Annotated in this window: 14 protein-coding genes and 1 tRNA gene; 7 read left to right on the top strand and 8 right to left on the bottom strand. The window is 60.4% G+C overall.

Annotated features, from left to right (window positions below; translation table 11 throughout):
• Positions 1–8 precede the first annotated feature (8 nt).
• Both dnaQ and Q7T10_RS18070 read left to right on the top strand, forming a co-directional pair.
• Entirely contained in the window at positions 9–710 is a 702-nt protein-coding gene (dnaQ, locus tag Q7T10_RS18075; RefSeq protein WP_304750906.1) for a DNA polymerase III subunit epsilon, read from the top strand.
• Between the two features lie 39 nt (positions 711–749).
• Positions 750–824: transfer RNA gene (locus tag Q7T10_RS18070), tRNA-Val, on the top strand.
• An 83-nt stretch (positions 825–907) separates the two neighbouring features.
• Here the strand turns inward: Q7T10_RS18070 and Q7T10_RS18065 are convergent.
• Both Q7T10_RS18065 and Q7T10_RS18060 read right to left on the bottom strand, forming a co-directional pair.
• Complete coding sequence (locus Q7T10_RS18065; RefSeq protein ID WP_304750904.1) at positions 908–2,302, bottom strand: aspartate aminotransferase family protein; 1,395 nt, start codon at positions 2,300–2,302, stop codon at positions 908–910.
• Between the two features lie 13 nt (positions 2,303–2,315).
• Complete coding sequence (locus Q7T10_RS18060) at positions 2,316–2,585, bottom strand: hypothetical protein (protein ID WP_304750902.1); 270 nt, start codon at positions 2,583–2,585, stop codon at positions 2,316–2,318.
• A gap of 210 nt (positions 2,586–2,795) precedes the next feature.
• Between Q7T10_RS18060 and Q7T10_RS18055 the strand changes: the two genes are divergently transcribed.
• From Q7T10_RS18055 to Q7T10_RS18045, 3 genes are read left to right on the top strand one after another with little or no spacing between them, the layout of a single operon-like run.
• Complete coding sequence (locus tag Q7T10_RS18055; protein WP_304750901.1) at positions 2,796–4,379, top strand: methyl-accepting chemotaxis protein; 1,584 nt, start codon at positions 2,796–2,798, stop codon at positions 4,377–4,379.
• Positions 4,380–4,415: 36 nt separating this feature from the next.
• On the top strand, positions 4,416–5,267 hold the full coding sequence (locus tag Q7T10_RS18050; RefSeq protein ID WP_304750899.1) for an N-formylglutamate amidohydrolase: 852 nt from the start codon (positions 4,416–4,418) through the stop codon (positions 5,265–5,267).
• Positions 5,268–5,291: 24 nt separating this feature from the next.
• Complete coding sequence (locus Q7T10_RS18045; RefSeq protein WP_304750897.1) at positions 5,292–6,404, top strand: NAD(P)/FAD-dependent oxidoreductase; 1,113 nt, start codon at positions 5,292–5,294, stop codon at positions 6,402–6,404.
• Between the two features lie 43 nt (positions 6,405–6,447).
• On the opposite strand, the gene Q7T10_RS18040 is transcribed toward Q7T10_RS18045, so the two are convergent.
• Complete coding sequence (locus Q7T10_RS18040; RefSeq protein ID WP_304750895.1) at positions 6,448–7,518, bottom strand: quinone-dependent dihydroorotate dehydrogenase; 1,071 nt, start codon at positions 7,516–7,518, stop codon at positions 6,448–6,450.
• A gap of 59 nt (positions 7,519–7,577) precedes the next feature.
• On the opposite strand from Q7T10_RS18040, the gene rpiA reads away from it, so the two are divergent.
• Complete coding sequence (rpiA, locus tag Q7T10_RS18035; protein ID WP_304750893.1) at positions 7,578–8,282, top strand: ribose-5-phosphate isomerase RpiA; 705 nt, start codon at positions 7,578–7,580, stop codon at positions 8,280–8,282.
• 10 nt (positions 8,283–8,292) lie between these two features.
• Here the strand turns inward: rpiA and Q7T10_RS18030 are convergent, their stop codons facing one another.
• The 5 genes from Q7T10_RS18030 to Q7T10_RS18010 form a co-directional block, all read right to left on the bottom strand.
• The gene (locus tag Q7T10_RS18030; RefSeq protein ID WP_370653794.1) at positions 8,293–8,958 is read right to left on the bottom strand and encodes a glutaredoxin family protein; all 666 of its coding nucleotides are present in this window, start codon (positions 8,956–8,958) and stop codon (positions 8,293–8,295) included.
• Between the two features lie 11 nt (positions 8,959–8,969).
• Entirely contained in the window at positions 8,970–11,009 is a 2,040-nt protein-coding gene (locus Q7T10_RS18025) for a M3 family metallopeptidase (protein ID WP_304750891.1), read from the bottom strand.
• 6 nt (positions 11,010–11,015) lie between these two features.
• On the bottom strand, positions 11,016–11,879 hold the full coding sequence (gene folD, locus Q7T10_RS18020; protein WP_304750889.1) for a bifunctional methylenetetrahydrofolate dehydrogenase/methenyltetrahydrofolate cyclohydrolase FolD: 864 nt from the start codon (positions 11,877–11,879) through the stop codon (positions 11,016–11,018).
• 74 nt (positions 11,880–11,953) lie between these two features.
• On the bottom strand, positions 11,954–12,577 hold the full coding sequence (locus tag Q7T10_RS18015; RefSeq protein ID WP_304750887.1) for a response regulator transcription factor: 624 nt from the start codon (positions 12,575–12,577) through the stop codon (positions 11,954–11,956).
• 14 nt (positions 12,578–12,591) lie between these two features.
• Positions 12,592–15,138: a PAS domain S-box protein gene (locus tag Q7T10_RS18010; protein WP_370653793.1), complete on the bottom strand. Its 2,547-nt coding sequence runs from the start codon at positions 15,136–15,138 to the stop codon at positions 12,592–12,594.
• Positions 15,139–15,306: 168 nt separating this feature from the next.
• On the opposite strand from Q7T10_RS18010, the gene aceE reads away from it, so the two are divergent.
• On the top strand, positions 15,307–17,442 hold a 2,136-nt coding region (gene aceE / locus Q7T10_RS18005), incomplete at its 3' end, for a pyruvate dehydrogenase (acetyl-transferring), homodimeric type (protein ID WP_304750883.1).

The following is a 17,442-nucleotide window of genomic DNA, read 5'->3' as shown; positions in this document are numbered from 1 at the left end:
AGGTCTTTATGCGTCAAATTTTTCTGGATACCGAAACAACTGGCCTGTCGGCCGACAACGGCGACCGCGTCATTGAAATCGGTTGTGTCGAGCTGTTCAACCGCAAGCTGACCGGCAACAACAGGCATTTCTACCTGAACCCCGGGCGCGATAGCCACGAAGAGGCACTGAAGGTGCACGGCATCACCAGCGAGTTCTTGAAGGACAAGCCCAAGTTCGAAGCGGTAGCAGACGATCTGCTGGAGTACCTGCAGGGTGCCGATGTCATCATCCACAATGCGGCCTTTGACGTCGGGTTTCTGAACAAGGAACTGGAGTTGATCGGCCGCCCCCTGTTCAGGGAGTTCGTGGCCAGCGTGACCGACACCCTGGTCATGGCCAAGGAAATGTTCCCCGGCAAGCGCAATTCACTGAATGCGCTGTGCGACCGGCTTGGCGTTGACAATTCGGGGCGCACCTTGCACGGCGCGCTGCTGGATGCCGAACTGCTGGCCGATGTGTACATCAACCTGACCCGTGGGCAAGACGCCTTGCTGATCGATCTGGGGTCCACTGACAGCACGGGCCCCAGCATTGCGCAGATCGACCTGCGAGCCATCGAGTTACCCGTCCTGGCCGCCAATGATCAGGAGATCGCCGCCCATGACGATGTTCTCAAGCAGATTGACAAAGCCAGCGGGAATAAGACGTTGTGGCGCGCAGCGGCGTAAAAATCTGGCATAATCCAAGGCTTTCCTGAACCGAATTCAGGGCGGTTAGCTCAGGGGTAGAGCACTGCATTCACACTGCAGGGGTCGCAAGTTCGAAACTTGCACTGCCCACCAATTTATTGGTCATCAAAAAGGACTTACGATTTTTCGTAAGTCCTTTTTTGTTGGTGTTACGGGAAAAGCATCGAAACAGCGGGTCACAGCCAGCCACGAGCCTTGACGTCTTCCAGGGTGGCATCCAGGCAAAGGCGAATCAGGGCCATCATTTCGTCAATCTGTTCGCGGGTTATGACAAAGGGCGGGGCGATGATCATGCGATCGCCCACGTGGCGCATGATCACGCCGTTGTTGAACATGTGGCCGCGACAGACGACACCTACCGGCTGGTCAGCATCGAACCGCTCCATCGTCGCCTTGTTCCTGACCAGTAGCAGCCCCGCCATCAGCCCGATCGCGTTGGCTATGCCGACCAGCGGGTGATCAACCAGGGCCTCGAATTTCGCTTTGAGGTAGGGGCCGATGTCGTCGTGAATCCGCGGCACCAGGTTCTCCCGCTTCAGGATGCCGATGTTTTCCAGGGCGACGGCACAGGCCACCGGGTGCCCGGAATAAGTGAACCCGTGGTTGAAGTCGCCGCCTTTTTCGATCAGGACTTTCGCCACGCGATCGCCGACGAGAACACCACCGAGGGGAATATAGCCAGAGGACACTCCCTTGGCGAAGGTGATGAAGTCTGGCTGGTAGCCGAACGTCTGACAGCCGAACCATTGGCCGGTGCGGCCGAAACCGCAAATGACCTCATCCGAAACCAGCAGGACGTCGTATTTCCTGCAGATGCGTTGAATTTCCGGCCAGTAGGTGCTGGGTGGAATGATGACGCCGCCAGCACCTTGAACCGGCTCACCGATGAATGCCGCCACCTTGTCGGCGCCGATGGCCAGAATCTTGTCTTCAAGCCAGCGAGCTGCCTTCAGGCCGAACTCGTCTTCGCTCATGCCCTTGCCATGCTCGAAATAGTAAGGCTGCTCAATATGCGCAATGCCCGGGATTGGCAAATCGCCCTGCGCATGCATCTCCTTCATGCCACCCAGCGACGCGCCGCAGACAGTTGAGCCGTGATAGGCATTGTTGCGTGCGATGAAGGTCTTTTTCTGCGGCTGCCCCTGTAAATCCCAGAAGCGGCGCACCATCCGGAATATGGTGTCATTGCCCTCGGAGCCAGACCCCGTGAAGAAGACATGGTGGAAGCCGTCGGGGGCAATCCCGACAATGGCCTTGGCCAGCTCTACCGCGGGAACGTTGGTGGTATTGAAGAAGCTGTTGTAGTAGGGCAGCACATTCATCTGCTTGTATGCCGCGTCGGCCAGCGACTTGCGGCCATAGCCGACATTCACGCACCACAGACCCGACATGCCGTCAAGAATCTTCTTGCCTTCCGAATCCCAGACATAAATGCCATCGCCTCTCACAATCACGCGTGCGCCCTTGGCGGCCAGTTCCTTCGTGTCCGTAAAGGGGTGCATATAGCTCGCGGAATCCATGGCCTGGATGGCGCGGGTATCGACGTTTGAGATTTCAGTCGCTGCATTCATTGGTGACCTCGACTCAGCTGAAAAATGCTGTTTTCAGGAAGGTGATGTTGTGGCTTGTCCCGAACTTCAACGTGTTGGAGATGGCCCGCCTGACTTTGGCGATCTGGCGCTCAAATGAGGCAATCATGTCGTGGTTGTCGGTGAGCAGGGTGCGCTCCACCTCGCCCAGCGTCTCCCGACTGACAAAGAAGCGATGCGCCACGGTGTCGATATCCACCGTGAACAAAATGCCGTCGCCAATTTCCGGATCTATCCGGATGTTTTCAATTGCAAGGTCTGTCATGCCGGCTTCCTTCGAATGGTCTGGTTCGCGTTGCGGTGGGAATGGTACATCGGGATGGCGCTATGGTCGCAAAACGGCGGCTGCCGGTGTCCCCTATTTGATTCACCGCAACACAGGTCGACACTAAACTCCAACGCACGTGCAGGTGGCTATCATCTGCCCAAACAACGGGCGGTCTGCCATCAAGGGGATCGTCCTTCTGGAGAAGACATGAAGTTGGGAATGAAATTGCTGGCCGCGCCGTTGTTGACTGCGCTGGTTGTCCTGGTGTCGGGCCAGATCAATACCGTTTTGATGAACCTGGAAGCGGGCAAGGGCCAGGCAGTTTCAAAAGCTGCTCTCGAAGACTTCAAGACGGTCGGTTCTGCACAGCAGCAGCTGGCCCAGGTGCATACCAGCGTGTATCGCACGGTTGCCATCATCTATTCGCTGGATGAACTCAAAGTGAAGGCCGTTCGCAGTGATGTGGCCAAGCAGCTGGATGGGATCAAACGGGCGGTCGGCGCGATGGTCCCTGCGGGCGCCGATGGCGAGCTGCGCACCGCCGTGGCAGACTTGAACAAGCAAATAGACAAGTATGCGGGGCAGGCCGACTCTTCCATAGAGATAGCCGCGGGTGATCCGGTGACTGGCATCAACGCCATGCAGGCCGTCGATGTCACGTTCGCTGCGGCGACCAAGACCATGGGTTTGATTGTGGGGCGCGTGCAGGCAGATTCCGACAAGTCGATCGAGGCCTCCCAGCAGCGTTCGCGTGCCATCAGTTGGATCTTGGGCGTGGTGGGCCTTGTTGCCGCTGGTGTCGCCGTCTGGTTGTCGTGGATGATGCAGCGCCGAATAGTGGCTGAGCTGGCGCGTGCTGCCGAGGTCGCCAATGAGGTCGCCGGCGGGAACCTGAACGTCGACGCGGTCAGCCAGCGCCAGGACGAAGTGGGCGATTTGATGCGCGCGCTGGGTAGCATGACAACGCAGCTCAATCAGTCCATCTCGACAGTACTCGATTCTTCCGAATCCATTCGTCTTGCCAGCGCTGAAATTGCGACCGGCAATCAGGATCTGGCCGACCGTACCGAGCAGACTGCGACCAACCTGCAGCGGGCGGCGTCTTTCACCGATCAACTGACGGGCACCGTCAAACAATCCGCCGACGCCGCGCGCCAGGCCAACCAGTTCGTGGCATCGGCAACAGAAGTGGCACTTCGGGGTGGGACGGTGGTGGCACAGGTGGTCGCCACCATGGACGAGATCAACACCAGCGCGCGGAAAATATCCGACATCATCGGCGTCATCGACGGCATTGCGTTCCAGACCAATATCCTGGCGTTGAATGCCGCCGTGGAGGCCGCCCGTGCCGGGGAGCAGGGACGGGGTTTTGCCGTGGTGGCCAGCGAAGTGCGCAGTCTGGCGGGGCGCTCTGCGGATGCGGCCAAGGAAATCAAGAACCTGATCGGCGTCTCAGTGGACAAGGTGGATTCCGGTTCCCGGCTGGTGGCCGATGCCGGCAAGACCATGACTGAAATCGTGAGCTCGGTCAAACGCGTGTCCGACATCATTGGGGAGATATCCTCTGCGTCGTCCGAGCAGAGTGATGGCATCTCACAGGTGAATAGGTCGGTGACGGAGCTCGACCAGATGACGCAGCAAAATGCGGCCCTGGTTGAGCAGTCAGCTGCCGCCGCTGAAAGCCTGCGCGAGCAGGCACAGCGATTGGCGCAGCTGGTTTCCACGTTCAGGCTGGCGGATGCTTCGCGCAGCGGCGAGGTGACTCGCCTTGCCATGCTGCCTGGCGCCTGAAGTACGTGGTTCGGACTTTTTGGAGGTGACCTTCACATGACTTCATTGGTTAGCTCTTCGCCGGGCACAAGCCCGCTGGTGCTCGATTCACCTCACAGTGGCACCCGTTATCCGGCTGACTTCGGTTTTGCCTGTGATCTGCCCAGGCTGCGCCGGGCGGAAGATACCCACGTCGAGAAACTCTATGACTTTGCTCCGGACCTTGGCGTGGCCTGGATCGAGGCGCATTTCCCGCGCAGCTACCTGGACGCCAACCGCAACATCACCGAGATCGATACCACCTTGTTTGGTGAAGCCTTCTGGCCCGATCCGGTTGAGACGGACCCGCAGGTTTTGTCCAAGGTGCGCCTGGGCAAGGGGCTCATCTGGCGCATGACGGATGATGGCATTCCCATTTATGAGCGCCAGCTGTCGGTGGCCGAGGTGCGCGAACGCATCGATCGCTGCTGGCGTCCCTACCATGCGGCAGTGGCGGCCGCGATTGAGGCGGCCCATGCGCGCCATGGCTACAGCATTCACCTCAATTGCCATTCGATGCCGGCTGTGGCGTCCAGCCATGCCACGGAATTTCCGGGTGAAGCGCATGCCGACTTCGTGATCGGGAACCGCGATGAGTCCACGGCCTCCCGTCATCTGTCGCTCCAAATTTGTGAGCATCTGACAGACCTGGGCTACAGCGTTTCCTATAACCACCCGTACAAAGGCGTGGAGCTGGTACGCCGCCACAGCGACCCGGCGCGCCACCGCCACAGCATCCAGGTGGAGATCAACCGCAAGCTCTACATGAATGAAGAGACGCTGGAAATCACCGAGGGATTTGCGGCGTTGCAGAAGAGTCTGCAATCGCTGGTGGCGCTTCTGCTTCAGACCGACCCTCGCGCGGTCTGAGTTTTTGCAACAGGACTGAATCACATGGATCAAGTGGAATGCGTCGTCATCGGCGCCGGTGTGGTGGGCTTGGCGGTGGCACGCGCGCTGGCGCTGGCCGGGCGCGAGGTCATGGTGCTGGAGGCGGCATCTGCCATTGGCACGGGCACAAGCTCGCGCAATAGCGAAGTGATCCATGCCGGCATCTACTACGCCCCCGGCTCGCTAAAGGCACGCCTGTGCGTTCATGGCAAGGAGCTGCTTTATGACTATTGTGCGGAGCGTGGCATTGGCCACCGGCGGTGCGGCAAACTGATTGTGGCAACGGCGCATGAGCAGCTGGCGCAGTTACAGGGCATTGTGGACAAGGCGGCCCACAATGGTGTCAACGATCTGGTGATGCTGACCGGCGCGCAAGCCCGTGCCATGGAGCCCCAGCTGACGTGCGAAGCGGCGGTGCACTCGCCCAGCACCGGCATTGTCGACAGCCATGCCCTGATGCTGGCACTGCAGGGCGACACCGAGAACGCCGGCGGAATGGTTGTAATGAATTCGGCTCTAGCCCACGCAGAATATGCGCAGTCAGCTATTAATTTGATAGTGACTGATGGCACCTGCCTGCAGGCAAAGGTCGTGGTGAACGCCGCTGGCCTGCAGGCCCCGGCGCTGGCTGGCTGCTTCAAGGGGCTGGACCCCCGCCATGTACCGCGTGCCTGGTTTGCGAAGGGGAATTACTTCACCCTCGCAAGCCGCGCGCCGTTCAGCCATCTGATCTATCCGGTGCCGCAGGCGGCCGGCCTGGGCGTGCATCTCACGCTCGATCTGGGCGGTCAGGCCAAGTTCGGCCCCGACGTGCAATGGGTCAGTTCTCCCGATGACCTGGTGGTCGATCCGGCGCGGGGCGATGCGTTTTATGCCGAGGTGCGCAAGTACTGGCCGGCGCTTCAAGACGGTGCGCTGATTCCGGGCTACGCCGGCATTCGCCCCAAAATCAGTGGTCCCGATGAGGCCGCCCGAGACTTCCTGATCCAGGGCCCCGTCGACCATGGCGTGCCGGGCCTGGTCAACCTGTTTGGCATTGAGTCGCCGGGCCTGACCAGTGCACTGGCGATTGGCGACCATGTGGCGGCCCTTCTTTCGACACATCCCTTGGTCTGAGTTGCTATTTTAATGATAGCTGCTGGCGCAATCTGTACGAGGGCTAGAAGGTCTTTTTGATCAGAGTGGCAGCTTGTTTTACCAGCGCCGGTCCCTTGTAGATCAGGCCGGTATAGATCTGCACCACATCGGCGCCGGCCCTGATCTTGCTCACTGCATCGTCAGCACTCAGGATGCCGCCAACGCCAATGATTGGGAAGCCCTGGCCCAGCGCGCTGCGCAGTTGCGTGATGACACGGTTGCTCATGGCCAGCACGGGAGCGCCTGACAGGCCGCCGGTCTCCTCGGCGTGCGCGAGTCCCTTGACGGCGTCGCGGCTGAGTGTGGTGTTGGTGGCGATCACGCCGTCCATGGTGTGGCGCTTCAATGTGGCGGCAATCACACCCACCTGTGTTTCATCGAGGTCTGGCGCGATCTTGACAAAAATCGGTGTGCGTTTGCCATGTTGGGCGGCCAGCGCTTCGCGACGTTGCGCAATGGCGCCGAGCAGCTTGTCCAGCGCTTCGTCGCTTTGCAGCGCGCGCAGGTTCTTGGTGTTGGGGCTCGAGATGTTGATGGTGACGTAGTCGGCGTAGGGGTAGACGCCATCCAGGCAGGCCAGGTAGTCATCGGTGGCGCGCTCCATCGGGGTGGCAGCATTTTTGCCAATGTTCAGGCCCAGCAGCATCGGCGGCGCATTGCCGGCTGCCGCGTTCTGGCGTTGCCGGTACAGGGCCGAGCATTTGACGTTGGCAATGAACGCCTCCAGCCCCTCGTTGTTGAACCCCAGCCGGTTGATCAGCGCCTGGGCCTTGGGCAGGCGAAACATGCGCGGTTTGGGGTTGCCCGGCTGCGCCAGCGGGGTGACGGTGCCCACCTCGACGAAGCCGAAGCCCATGGCACCCAGACCGTCAATGCACTTCGCGTTTTTGTCCAGTCCGGCCGCCAGGCCCACCCGGTTGGGAAAGGTCAGGCCTGCCAGCGTAATCGGGTCATCGATTCGGCCTGCGCAATAGGCCAGCTGCAGGGGGGTGCCCTGAATGCCTGCCAGGGCATGCAGCGTCAACTCGTGGGCCGTCTCTGGATCGAGGCTAAATAAAAACGGACGGGCGAGGGCATAGGGGACGAGAGACATCGGATAATTCCTGCAAAGTTTCTTTATGACGTTTTCTATAACTCACCCGATTTTCCCAGATGACAAACTCCAACCCCCAGTCCGGCGCAGCCCGCTCACAAGACGAACTCAAAACCCTGGTGGGTCAGGCCGCCCTTCAGTACGTGGTGCCGGGCGAGATTGTCGGTGTGGGCACAGGCTCCACAGTCAATAAGTTCATTGATGCACTGGCCTCCATGAAGGACCAGATCAAGGGCGCCGTGTCCAGTTCCGTGGCCAGCACCGAGCGCCTGCAGGCGCTTGGCATTCCGGTGTTCGATTCCAACGATGTGGCCGAGTTGTCGGTCTACATCGACGGGGCCGATGAGATCGATGGCCAGGGCTTCATGATCAAGGGCGGGGGCGCGGCACTGACGCGCGAGAAGATTGTGGCGGCCCAGTCGCGCAAGTTTGTCTGCATCGCAGATGAGTCGAAACTGGTCAAGATGCTGGGCAACTATCCCTTGCCGGTCGAGGTCATTCCGATGGCGGCGCAGCGCGTGATACGTCAATTCGCGGCGATGGGGGCGCAGGCCCAGGTGCGGCTCAACGGGGGTAAGCCGCTGGTGACGGACAACGGCCAGATCATCCTGGATGTGACCGGCTTGAAGATTGCCGATCCGCTGGCTTTAGAGTCACAGGTGAGCCAGTGGCCAGGTGTCGTGACGGTGGGGGTATTTGCTTTTCAGAAGGCGCAGGTCTGTCTGCTGGGCACGGCCGATGGCGTCAAGACGCTGACCTTCTGATCCCGGTGTCCTAGAACTTGATGCCCGCTGGATTGGATGTCGTGTCCACCGGCGGGCTGCTTGGCTGTGCCGGCGCACGCTGGGTCTGCGTTTCTTCAGGTTTGACCACTGGGGCCGCTTTTTGCACCGTGACCAGAGGCGTTGCGGCCGGGTTGCGATAGCTGGCAGGCAAGGTGGACGTGCGGGGATAGCCGGCTGCGTTCAGAAACTGCGTCCACTCCGAATCGGAATAGCCCTTGATCTGCTGGCTGCCAATCGTCAGGAAGGGGAGCGAACTCTCGCCGCTCAGGCGTTGCAGGGCCTGGGTGTCTTCAGCCGTGGAGACGGTCTTCTCCGCAAAGGGAACGCCACGGCTGCTCAGCAGCGCACGGCCAGCGCCACAGGGCGCACAGTCGCTGGAGGTGTAGAGCGTCACCGGGTATTTGCTGGCAACCTGACGCAGTTCGAACGGCAGCGCCGCACCGCCGCCGCCGGCAGACTTGCCACCCGCACTCACGGGGGTCGCTTTGTCGGCCGCCACCGGGGGTTTGTCGGAAAAGGTAACGCGTCCGTCGGGGCCGACAATCCGGTAGACCGCCTGCGCTTGAGCAGCGTTGGCTGCGAGCAGCGCCACAGCGCTGATTGCCGCAAAGACAGCCAGGTTTATCCGGCGGGTTGGATGGCTGGTGATTCCCAAGATAGATCCCTTCACTTTTGTTCTGCCATGCCCTGATGCCGCAACAAGGCATCAAGACTGGGCTCACGCCCCCGAAAGGCCTTGAACGATTCAATGGCTGGGCGGCTGCCCCCCGCTTCCAGAATGGCTTGGCGGTATTTTCTACCGGTTTCGACATTTGGCAAACCGTCTTTACCCACTGTTTCCTCAAAGGCGGCGTAGGCATCGGCACTCAATACCTCGGCCCATTTGTAGCTGTAATAACCGGCCGCATAGCCACCGGCAAAAATGTGGCTGAAAGTATGCGCTGTGCGGCTCCAGTCCGGCGGCTGCAGCACCGCCACTTCGGCACGAACCTGGGCCAGCAGGGGCATCAGGTCCAGGGCGGGATCGTGGGCGGTGTGCAGCAGCATGTCAAACAGCGAGAACTCGATCTGGCGCAGAGTCTGCATGCCGCTCTGGAAGTTCTTGGCGGCCAGCATTTTGTCGAACAAAGCGCGCGGCAGGGGTTCACCCGTATCCACATTGGCCGTCATCTGCCGCAGTACGTCCCATTCCCAGCAGAAGTTTTCCATGAACTGGCTGGGCAACTCCACCGCATCCCATTCCACCCCGCTGATGCCGGACACGTCGCGCTCATTGACCTGAGACAGCAGGTGGTGCAGACCATGACCGAACTCATGAAACAGGGTGGTGACATCGTCGTGCGTCAGTAGCACCGGTTTGCCATTCACACCGTCGGCAAAATTGCACACCAGGTGGGCCACCGGTGTCTGCAGCTGATGGGTGTCCGGGCGCAACCAGCGCCCGCGCACGTCGTCCATCCAGGCGCCGCCGCGCTTGCCGGTGCGCGCGGACGGGTCCAGATAGAACTGGCCGACCAGGCTGCCAGCGCGCTCGATGCGGTAGAACTCGACGTTGGGGTGCCACACCGGCGCCTTGTCCTTTTTGATGACCACGTCAAAGAGCGTTTCAACGATCCTGAACAGCCCCGCCAGGACCTTGGGCGCGGTGAAGTACTGTTTGACTTCCTGCTCGCTGAAGGCATAGCGCGCTTCCTTGAGCTTTTCACTGACATAAGGCCAATCCCACGCTTGCGGGTTCGGCAGGTTCAGATGCTGTACTGCAAATTCGCGCAGATCGGCCAGGTCCTTCTCGGCGTAGGGCCGCGCCTTGGCGGCCAGGTCGCGCAAAAAGGTGTTGACATGCTGCGGTGATTCGGCCATTTTGGGAACGACCGAGAGTTCGCCGAAGTTGCGGTAGCCCAGCAATCTGGCTTCTTCCAGCCGCAGGGCCAGCATTTCGCTGATCAGAGCCGAGTTGTCGAACTTGCGGGTCTCCGTGTCGGATTGGTCGGAGGCCCGGGTGACGTAGGCGCGGTAGAGTTTCTCGCGCAGGGCGCTGCTGCGGGCAAATTGCATGACGGGCAGGTAGCACGGCATCTTGAGCGTGAGCTTGTAGCCCGCCTTGCCTTCTGCTTTTGCGGCGGCCAGGGCGGCTTGCTGCACGTCGTCCGGCACGCCGTCGAGTTCAGAGGCCTCGGCGTAGTAGGCGAAGGCATCGGTAGCATCCAGCGCGTTCTCGCTGAACTTCTGGCCCAGCTCGGCCTGGCGTTCCTGAATCGCCGCAAAACGCTCACGGTCGGCTCCGGCCAGTTCTGCGCCACCGAGTACGAAGTTGCGCATGGCGTTCTTGTGGGCCTGGCGCTGCTCCGGGTTGAGTGTCGCGGCATCAATCGCCTTGTACTTGGCATACAGACGCTCGTCTGCGCCCAGCCGGGTGAAGAACTCGGTGACTTTGGGCAGGGCTTCGTTGTAGGCCGCCCGCAGCTCGGGTGTATCGGCCACGCTGTTCAAATGGCTCACCGCACCCCAGGCTCGCCCCAATTTCTCGGTTGACACATCCAGCACGCTTGCGATGTCGCTCCAGCGCGCCGGGAAGTCAGACGCCGTGACGGTTTCCAGCGCCGTATTCGCCTGTGCCAGCAACTGATCGATGGCCGGCGCGACGTGTTCAGGGAGGATCTGGTCAAACAGGGGCAGATCGTCGAAGGAGAGCAGGGGATTGTTCATGAGGTCTTATCTGGCGGCGCGTTCAGCGGCTTCAAGTGTGTTGACCAGCAACATCGTAATTGTCATCGGACCGACCCCACCGGGTACCGGGGCAATGAAGCCTGCCACCTCTTTCACGCCTGCAAAATCAACGTCGCCGCACAGTTTCCCTTCATCGTTGCGGTTCATGCCAACATCGATGACGACGGCGCCTGGCTTGACCATGTCGGCCGTCAGGACATTGCGCTTGCCGACTGCGGCGACGACGACGTCGGCCTGCCGCGTGTGGTGGCCGATATCGGTGGTGGCGCTGTGGCAAACGGTGACCGTGGCATTGGCTTGCAGCAGCAGTAGCGCCATGGGTTTGCCCACTGTATTGCTGCGCCCAATGACCACCGCGTGTTTGCCACGCAAATCGATGCCGGTGCTTTCAATCAGCTTCATGCAGCCGTACGGCGTGCAGGGTCGAAAGCCGGGTTGCCCCGTCATCAATTCGCCAGCGCTCAAGGTGGCGTAGCCATCCACGTCTTTGGTTGTCGAAATGGCTTCGATGACCTTGTGCGGGTTGATGTGTCGGGGCAATGGCATCTGCACCAGAATGCCGTGGATCGTCGGATCCGAATTGAGCGAGGCGATACGTGCGAGGAGCTCAGGCTCCGACAACGTGGCTTCGTACTTCTCGAACACCGAACGGACACCGGTATCCGAGCAGGCCTTGACTTTGTTGCGCACATAGACGGCGCTGGCCGGATCCTCACCCACCAGAATGACGGCAAGCCCGGGCGTCACGCCGCGGGCCTTGAGTGCCAGCACGCGTGTGGCGACGTCCGCGCGCAGGCGGGCGGAGAGGGCGACGCCATCAATGATCTGGCCGCTGTTCTGAGTTGTCATGGTTCTAGTTTCATAAGTAAAAACGCCCGCTAATCCTTGTCGGGCGGGCGTAAATTGCTATAAATTCAATAGCGTCAGGCTTTGGCGGTTTGTCCCAAAGCGATTTTCAGGAGGTCAGCCACCGTATTGGCATTGAGTTTTTCCATGATGTTGGCGCGGTGCGCCTCCACCGTCTTGATGCTGATGCCGAGGTCGTCGGCAATCTGCTTGTTCAGGCGCCCCGCCACAATGCGCTCCAGGACCTGCGCTTCGCGCAGTGTCAGCCGGGCCATGAGCGCCCCGCGGCTGGCCGCGCTCTGGTGCTCGGCGAAGGCGTCTCTGGCCTGGTCCAGCATGCGTTCCACCAGCGCCACCAGCTGGTCTTCCTTGAATGGCTTCTGGATGAAGTCCATCGCGCCCTTCTTCATGGTGTCCACGGCCATGGGCACGTCACCGTGACCGGTGATGAACACGATGGGCAGTGGCGAGCGGCTCTCCAGCAGGCGGCTTTGCAGCTCAAGACCGGTCATGCCACCCATGCGGATATCGACAATCAGACAGGCCACTTCGCGGGCGTCGTAACGGCTCAAAAATGACTCGGCGGATTCAAAGCAGCGAACGCGGTAGTCCTTGCCCTCCAGCAACCATTGAAGCGAGTCGCGGACCGCTTCGTCGTCATCCACTACGTAAACCGTGCCTTTTTTCGGTATCAAACTCATGCTGTGACCTGGATCTAACCAGGTGTCCTTGGTTGTCTGTGCGGGGGCTGTGTTTTGGGCAGCAGGGATTCCGTTACGGGGATCCAGAACGAGAAACAGCAGCCTGTCACCTCAGTGCCATTGTAGATGTTCTCGGCCTTGATCCGGCCCTGGTGCGATTCCACGATGGAGCGACATAGGCTCAGGCCGATGCCCATCCCGTCGGCCTTGGTGGAATGGAAAGCTTCATACAGTCGTGCCATCACCTCGGGCGCGAGCCCCCGGCCGGAGTCCATGACCATGAATTCAATCACTGGTTTGCTATCCACCAGCTTGGGCGCCACGCGCAATTTGACACTGCGTTGCGCAGTGGGCCGCTGTGCAGAATCCACCGACTCGGCCGCGTTCTTGAGCAGGTTGACCAGCACCTGCTCAATCAGAATTGGATCCACCAGCAGTTCCGGCATGCGGGGCGCTGTGTAGTGCGTGAGCCGCACATTGCGCCGACGCATTTCAATTTCCGCCAGTTCAACCGCTTCGTCCACCATGCCCGCGATTTTCGATAGTGCCCGATTGGGCTCGCTGCGTTTGACGAAAGAGCGAATACGCTGAATGATCTGGCCGGCGCGATGTGCCTGCCTGGCGGTTTTCTCCAGCGCGATCAGCAAGTCCTCTTCGCTGATCTGTTGCGCCTTGATGCGCGACACCATGCCGTTGCAGTAATTGTTGATGGCCGTGAGCGGCTGGTTCAGCTCATGCGCGACGCTGGACGCCATTTCGCCCATGGTGATCAGGCGGCTGGCAGTCTGGGCGCGCTCGATCTGGGCCGCAGATTGCTCTTCGGCGAGACGGCGTGCCGTGATGTCGGTGGCAATCACCATCTGCGCCAGTCGACCGTCGACCCAGCTGAGATAACGGGTGCGGACCTCCAGCCATTTGCCCAACTCTTCCAGATAGATCTCGGCACTTTCGGCTTCGGTGTCGGGCAGCGAATCAGTGGGCAGGCCGGCGAATGCGTCGACATCGTCCAGCGACTCATCGCTGGGGAGCGACACCGGTACGCCAGCCTGGGCTACCAGTTGCAGATGCCCCCCCGCCTGCGTGCCGAACCATTGGCGGTACAGTTTGTTGGCGAACAACAATTCGTCGCTTCCCAGCGGCGCCACCGAGATGGAGGCGTCCAGCGCTTCCAGGACTGTGGTGAAACGTTCATGCGATGCCGACAGTTGTTCGCGAATCCGGTTGGGTTCGGTAATGTCCGTCATCGAAGTCATCCAGCCGGTTTGCACGCCACGAGCGTCAATCAGCGGTGAAACATAGAGCCGGGCGTCGAACAGGGTGCCGTCCCGCCGTTTGACGCGGACCTGAATGCCGCTTGGCAGGGTCTTGCCAGTCAGTTCTTCTTCCAGTCGGGAGGCCAGTGAATCACGATCTGCCTCCGGCCAATAGGGGAAGGGCGCGGTTCGGCCTACGAGGTCGGACTCGCTCCATCCTGTCATCTGGCAAAAAGCGGCGTTGACGTAGGTGATGCGGCCCTGCAGATCCAGCGCCCGCATGCCTGTCAACATGGAGTTCTCCATGGCCCGTCGGAAGCTTGTTTCGGATAGCAGCGCTTGCTGGGCCTGCAGGCGACGCCGGGTATGGCGCCAGTTGGCGATCAGCATCCAGGCCGTCATCACGCTCAACGCGGTGACCAGCCAGAACAGCCCGCTGCCGATCACACCCAATGAAGTGCGGTAAGCCTGGGCCCGTATGACGAGGCCATTGCCGACAGGGGACACGGGCACTTCGTAGGCGTTGACCGGGCTGTCCCAGGGCAGCAGGCGGGTAGCCGGGTTGCGCGCCGGAATGCTGGTGCCCGCCAACAGGCCACCCATGGCGTCATGAAATGAGATCGCATAGCGGGCCGACACTTCGGCGGGTACGCCATAGCGATACAAGCCATCTACCGAGTACTCGGCCAGCACAACACCCATAAAACGGGCGCGGTCACTCAAGGGGATGTGCAACTGCAGCATGGCAGGCGCGTCTGTTGACGCCACATTCTGTGAGTAAATGGGTTGCTGCAGTTCCCGTGCCAGGCTGTAGGTGCTTTCGGTTTCACCCGGCTTGAGGGTGCTGCCCACAGTTCTTAACTGACTGGCCGACAGACTGGCCGTGCCGTAACTGGCCTCGATGCGCTGATGGCCGTCGATCCAGGTCAGGCCCTGCAACTCGGGGTACTGGTTGACCATGGCTTCTGCCCGGCTCTCGAACTCTTCGGTATCGAGTTCCTGGTTGGCTACCTCGCGCGCGATGCGCATGAGCTGCTCCTGTCGCTCCAGCAGGCGCAGACGAAGACGCTGCTGGGTGTATTCCAGATCGCGCTTGACAGCTTCCTGTTCGCGGTCAATTTCTTCCAGCCGCAAATAGCCAAATGCTGCCACGATGGCAGCCAAAAACAGCAGCACGGCGGCGAGGGGCGCCAGCACGGCGAAGCGGTCCTGCCGTTGTGGTGCCAGGTGCCGCCACCAGAGCCGCAGCCGGGCTACCGGGGGCAGGTTCATGGGACTTGGCAGTGAAATCGGACGGGGCAAAGGCATGGTCTCGAGTGTAGGTGACGCATTGACTCGATGTCGGAATGCAGGAGAATTAGCCCTTGTTTTTAATTCCACATAATGAAATCAAGTGGCATGATTTGAAAAATTCAAATAGTTGTGAGAAAATAGGCAGACCGTACTAAATTACGCCAAAAGCCCCAGGAGACAAGCATGTCAGCACTTCCCGAGAATTTATTCGGCTCAGCCGCCCATGATGCGGACAGTCAGGAAACCCGTGAATGGATGGACGCGTTGTCCGCCGTCATCCAGAGCGAAGGCCCTGAACGCGCCCATTTCTTGCTCGAGCAGTTGCTGGAGCACGCGCGCCAGAGCAGCATCGACATGCCGTTTTCGGCCAACACCGGTTATGTCAACACCATTGAGCCCGACCAGGAAGCGCGTTGTCCCGGCAACATTGAAATCGAGGAGCGCTTACGCGCCTACATGCGCTGGAATGCGATGGCGATGGTGGTCAAAGCCAATCGCCACCACCCGGTGGATGGCGGCGATCTGGGGGGGCATATCGGCTCGTTTGCGTCGCTCGCCCATATGTTTGGTGCGGGCTTCAATCACTTCTGGCATGCCGAAAGCGAAACCCATGGCGGTGACTGCCTCTACATTCAGGGCCACGTGTCGCCCGGCGTTTATGCCCGGGCCTATCTGGAAGGGCGTTTGACGGAAGAGCAGTTGCTCAATTTCCGCCAGGAAGTGGGTGGCAATGGCCTGTCCAGTTACCCGCATCCGAAACTGATGCCCGAGTTCTGGCAATTCCCGACCGTCTCCATGGGCTTGGGCCCCTTGATGGCGATCTATCAGGCGCGCTTTTTGAAGTATCTGCACGCCCGTGGCATTGCCGACACCGCCAACCGCAAGGTCTGGGTGTTTTGCGGTGACGGCGAGATGGACGAGGTGGAGTCCCTCGGCGCCATCGGTCTGGCGGCCCGCGAGAAGCTGGACAACCTCATTTTTGTCATCAACTGCAATCTGCAGCGCCTGGATGGGCCGGTGCGCGGCAATGGCAAGATCATTCAGGAGCTTGAAGGCGAATTCCGCGGTGCGGGCTGGAACGTCATCAAGCTGGTGTGGGGCAGTGAGTGGGATCCCCTGCTGGCGCGCGACAAGGACGGCGCCTTGCGCAAGCTGATGATGGACACGCTGGACGGTGACTACCAGTCGTTCAAGGCCAATGATGGCGCCTATGTTCGCAAGCATTTCTTTGGCCGTGATCCCAAGACGCTGGAGATGGTCGCGCACATGAGCGACGATGAAATCTGGGCCTTGCGCCGGGGTGGTCATGATCCGAAAAAGGTCTACGCCGCTTACGACGCCGCCGTCAAGCATGAGGGCCAGCCCACCGTGCTGCTGATCAAGACTGTCAAAGGCTTTGGCATGGGCAAAAGTGGCGAGGGCAAGAACGCCGTGCACCAGACCAAGAAGCTGACCGATGAAGACATCAAGATATTCCGCGACCGCTTCAACATTCCGATTCCGGACAGCGAGCTGTCCAAGCTGCCGTTCTACAAGCCGGCTGACGACACGCCCGAGATGAAGTACCTGCACGAGCGGCGCCAGGCGCTCGGCGGCTATCTGCCGCACCGCCGCACCAAAGCGGACGAACAATTCACCGTGCCCTCGCTGGAAACCTTCAAGGCCGTGCTCGACCCGACCGCCGAAGGCCGCGAGATCTCGACCACGCAGGCTTATGTGCGCTTTTTGACCACGCTGCTGCGTGACCAGGCACTGGGGCCCCGCGTGGTGCCGATCCTGGTGGACGAGGCGCGTACCTTCGGCATGGAAGGGTTGTTCCGCCAGATCGGAATCTACAACCCGGAAGGCCAGAAATACACCCCGGTCGACAAAGACCAGGTGATGTACTACAAGGAAGACACCAAGGGTCAGATCCTGCAAGAGGGCATCAACGAGGCCGGCGGCATGAGCAGCTGGATTGCGGCCGCCACCAGCTACAGCACCAACAACCGCATCATGGTGCCGTTCTATGTGTATTACTCGATGTTCGGTTTCCAGCGCGTGGGTGACCTGGCCTGGGCGGCCGGCGACATGCAGGCGCGCGGCTTCCTGCTGGGCGGCACTTCGGGTCGCACCACGCTCAATGGCGAAGGCCTGCAGCACGAAGACGGACACAGCCACATCATGGCGGGCACGATTCCAAACTGCATCAGCTACGATCCGACCTTTGCACACGAAGTGGGCGTCATCCTGCACCATGGCCTCAAACGCATGGTGGAGAAGCAGGACAACGTGTACTACTACATCACGCTGCTCAATGAAAACTACGCCATGCCCGGC

This window comes from Rhodoferax sp. (assembly GCF_030646845.1).
Taxonomy (GTDB): Bacteria; Pseudomonadota; Gammaproteobacteria; order Burkholderiales; family Burkholderiaceae_C; genus Rhodoferax.
This window is presented reverse-complemented; position numbering and strand designations above follow the sequence as displayed.

What these genes read in the sequence shown, in the direction of transcription:
- dnaQ (WP_304750906.1), top strand. Translation starts at nt 9, where the DNA reads ATGCGTCAAATTTTTCTGGATACCGAAACAACTGGCCTGTCGGCCGAC.
- Q7T10_RS18065 (WP_304750904.1), bottom strand. Translation starts at nt 2,302, where the DNA reads ATGAATGCAGCGACTGAAATCTCAAACGTCGATACCCGCGCCATCCAG.
- Q7T10_RS18060 (WP_304750902.1), bottom strand. Translation starts at nt 2,585, where the DNA reads ATGACAGACCTTGCAATTGAAAACATCCGGATAGATCCGGAAATTGGC.
- Q7T10_RS18055 (WP_304750901.1), top strand. Translation starts at nt 2,796, where the DNA reads ATGAAGTTGGGAATGAAATTGCTGGCCGCGCCGTTGTTGACTGCGCTG.
- Q7T10_RS18050 (WP_304750899.1), top strand. Translation starts at nt 4,416, where the DNA reads ATGACTTCATTGGTTAGCTCTTCGCCGGGCACAAGCCCGCTGGTGCTC.
- Q7T10_RS18045 (WP_304750897.1), top strand. Translation starts at nt 5,292, where the DNA reads ATGGATCAAGTGGAATGCGTCGTCATCGGCGCCGGTGTGGTGGGCTTG.
- Q7T10_RS18040 (WP_304750895.1), bottom strand. Translation starts at nt 7,518, where the DNA reads ATGTCTCTCGTCCCCTATGCCCTCGCCCGTCCGTTTTTATTTAGCCTC.
- rpiA (WP_304750893.1), top strand. Translation starts at nt 7,578, where the DNA reads ATGACAAACTCCAACCCCCAGTCCGGCGCAGCCCGCTCACAAGACGAA.
- Q7T10_RS18025 (WP_304750891.1), bottom strand. Translation starts at nt 11,009, where the DNA reads ATGAACAATCCCCTGCTCTCCTTCGACGATCTGCCCCTGTTTGACCAG.
- folD (WP_304750889.1), bottom strand. Translation starts at nt 11,879, where the DNA reads ATGACAACTCAGAACAGCGGCCAGATCATTGATGGCGTCGCCCTCTCC.
- Q7T10_RS18015 (WP_304750887.1), bottom strand. Translation starts at nt 12,577, where the DNA reads ATGAGTTTGATACCGAAAAAAGGCACGGTTTACGTAGTGGATGACGAC.
- Q7T10_RS18010 (WP_370653793.1), bottom strand. Translation starts at nt 15,138, where the DNA reads ATGCCTTTGCCCCGTCCGATTTCACTGCCAAGTCCCATGAACCTGCCC.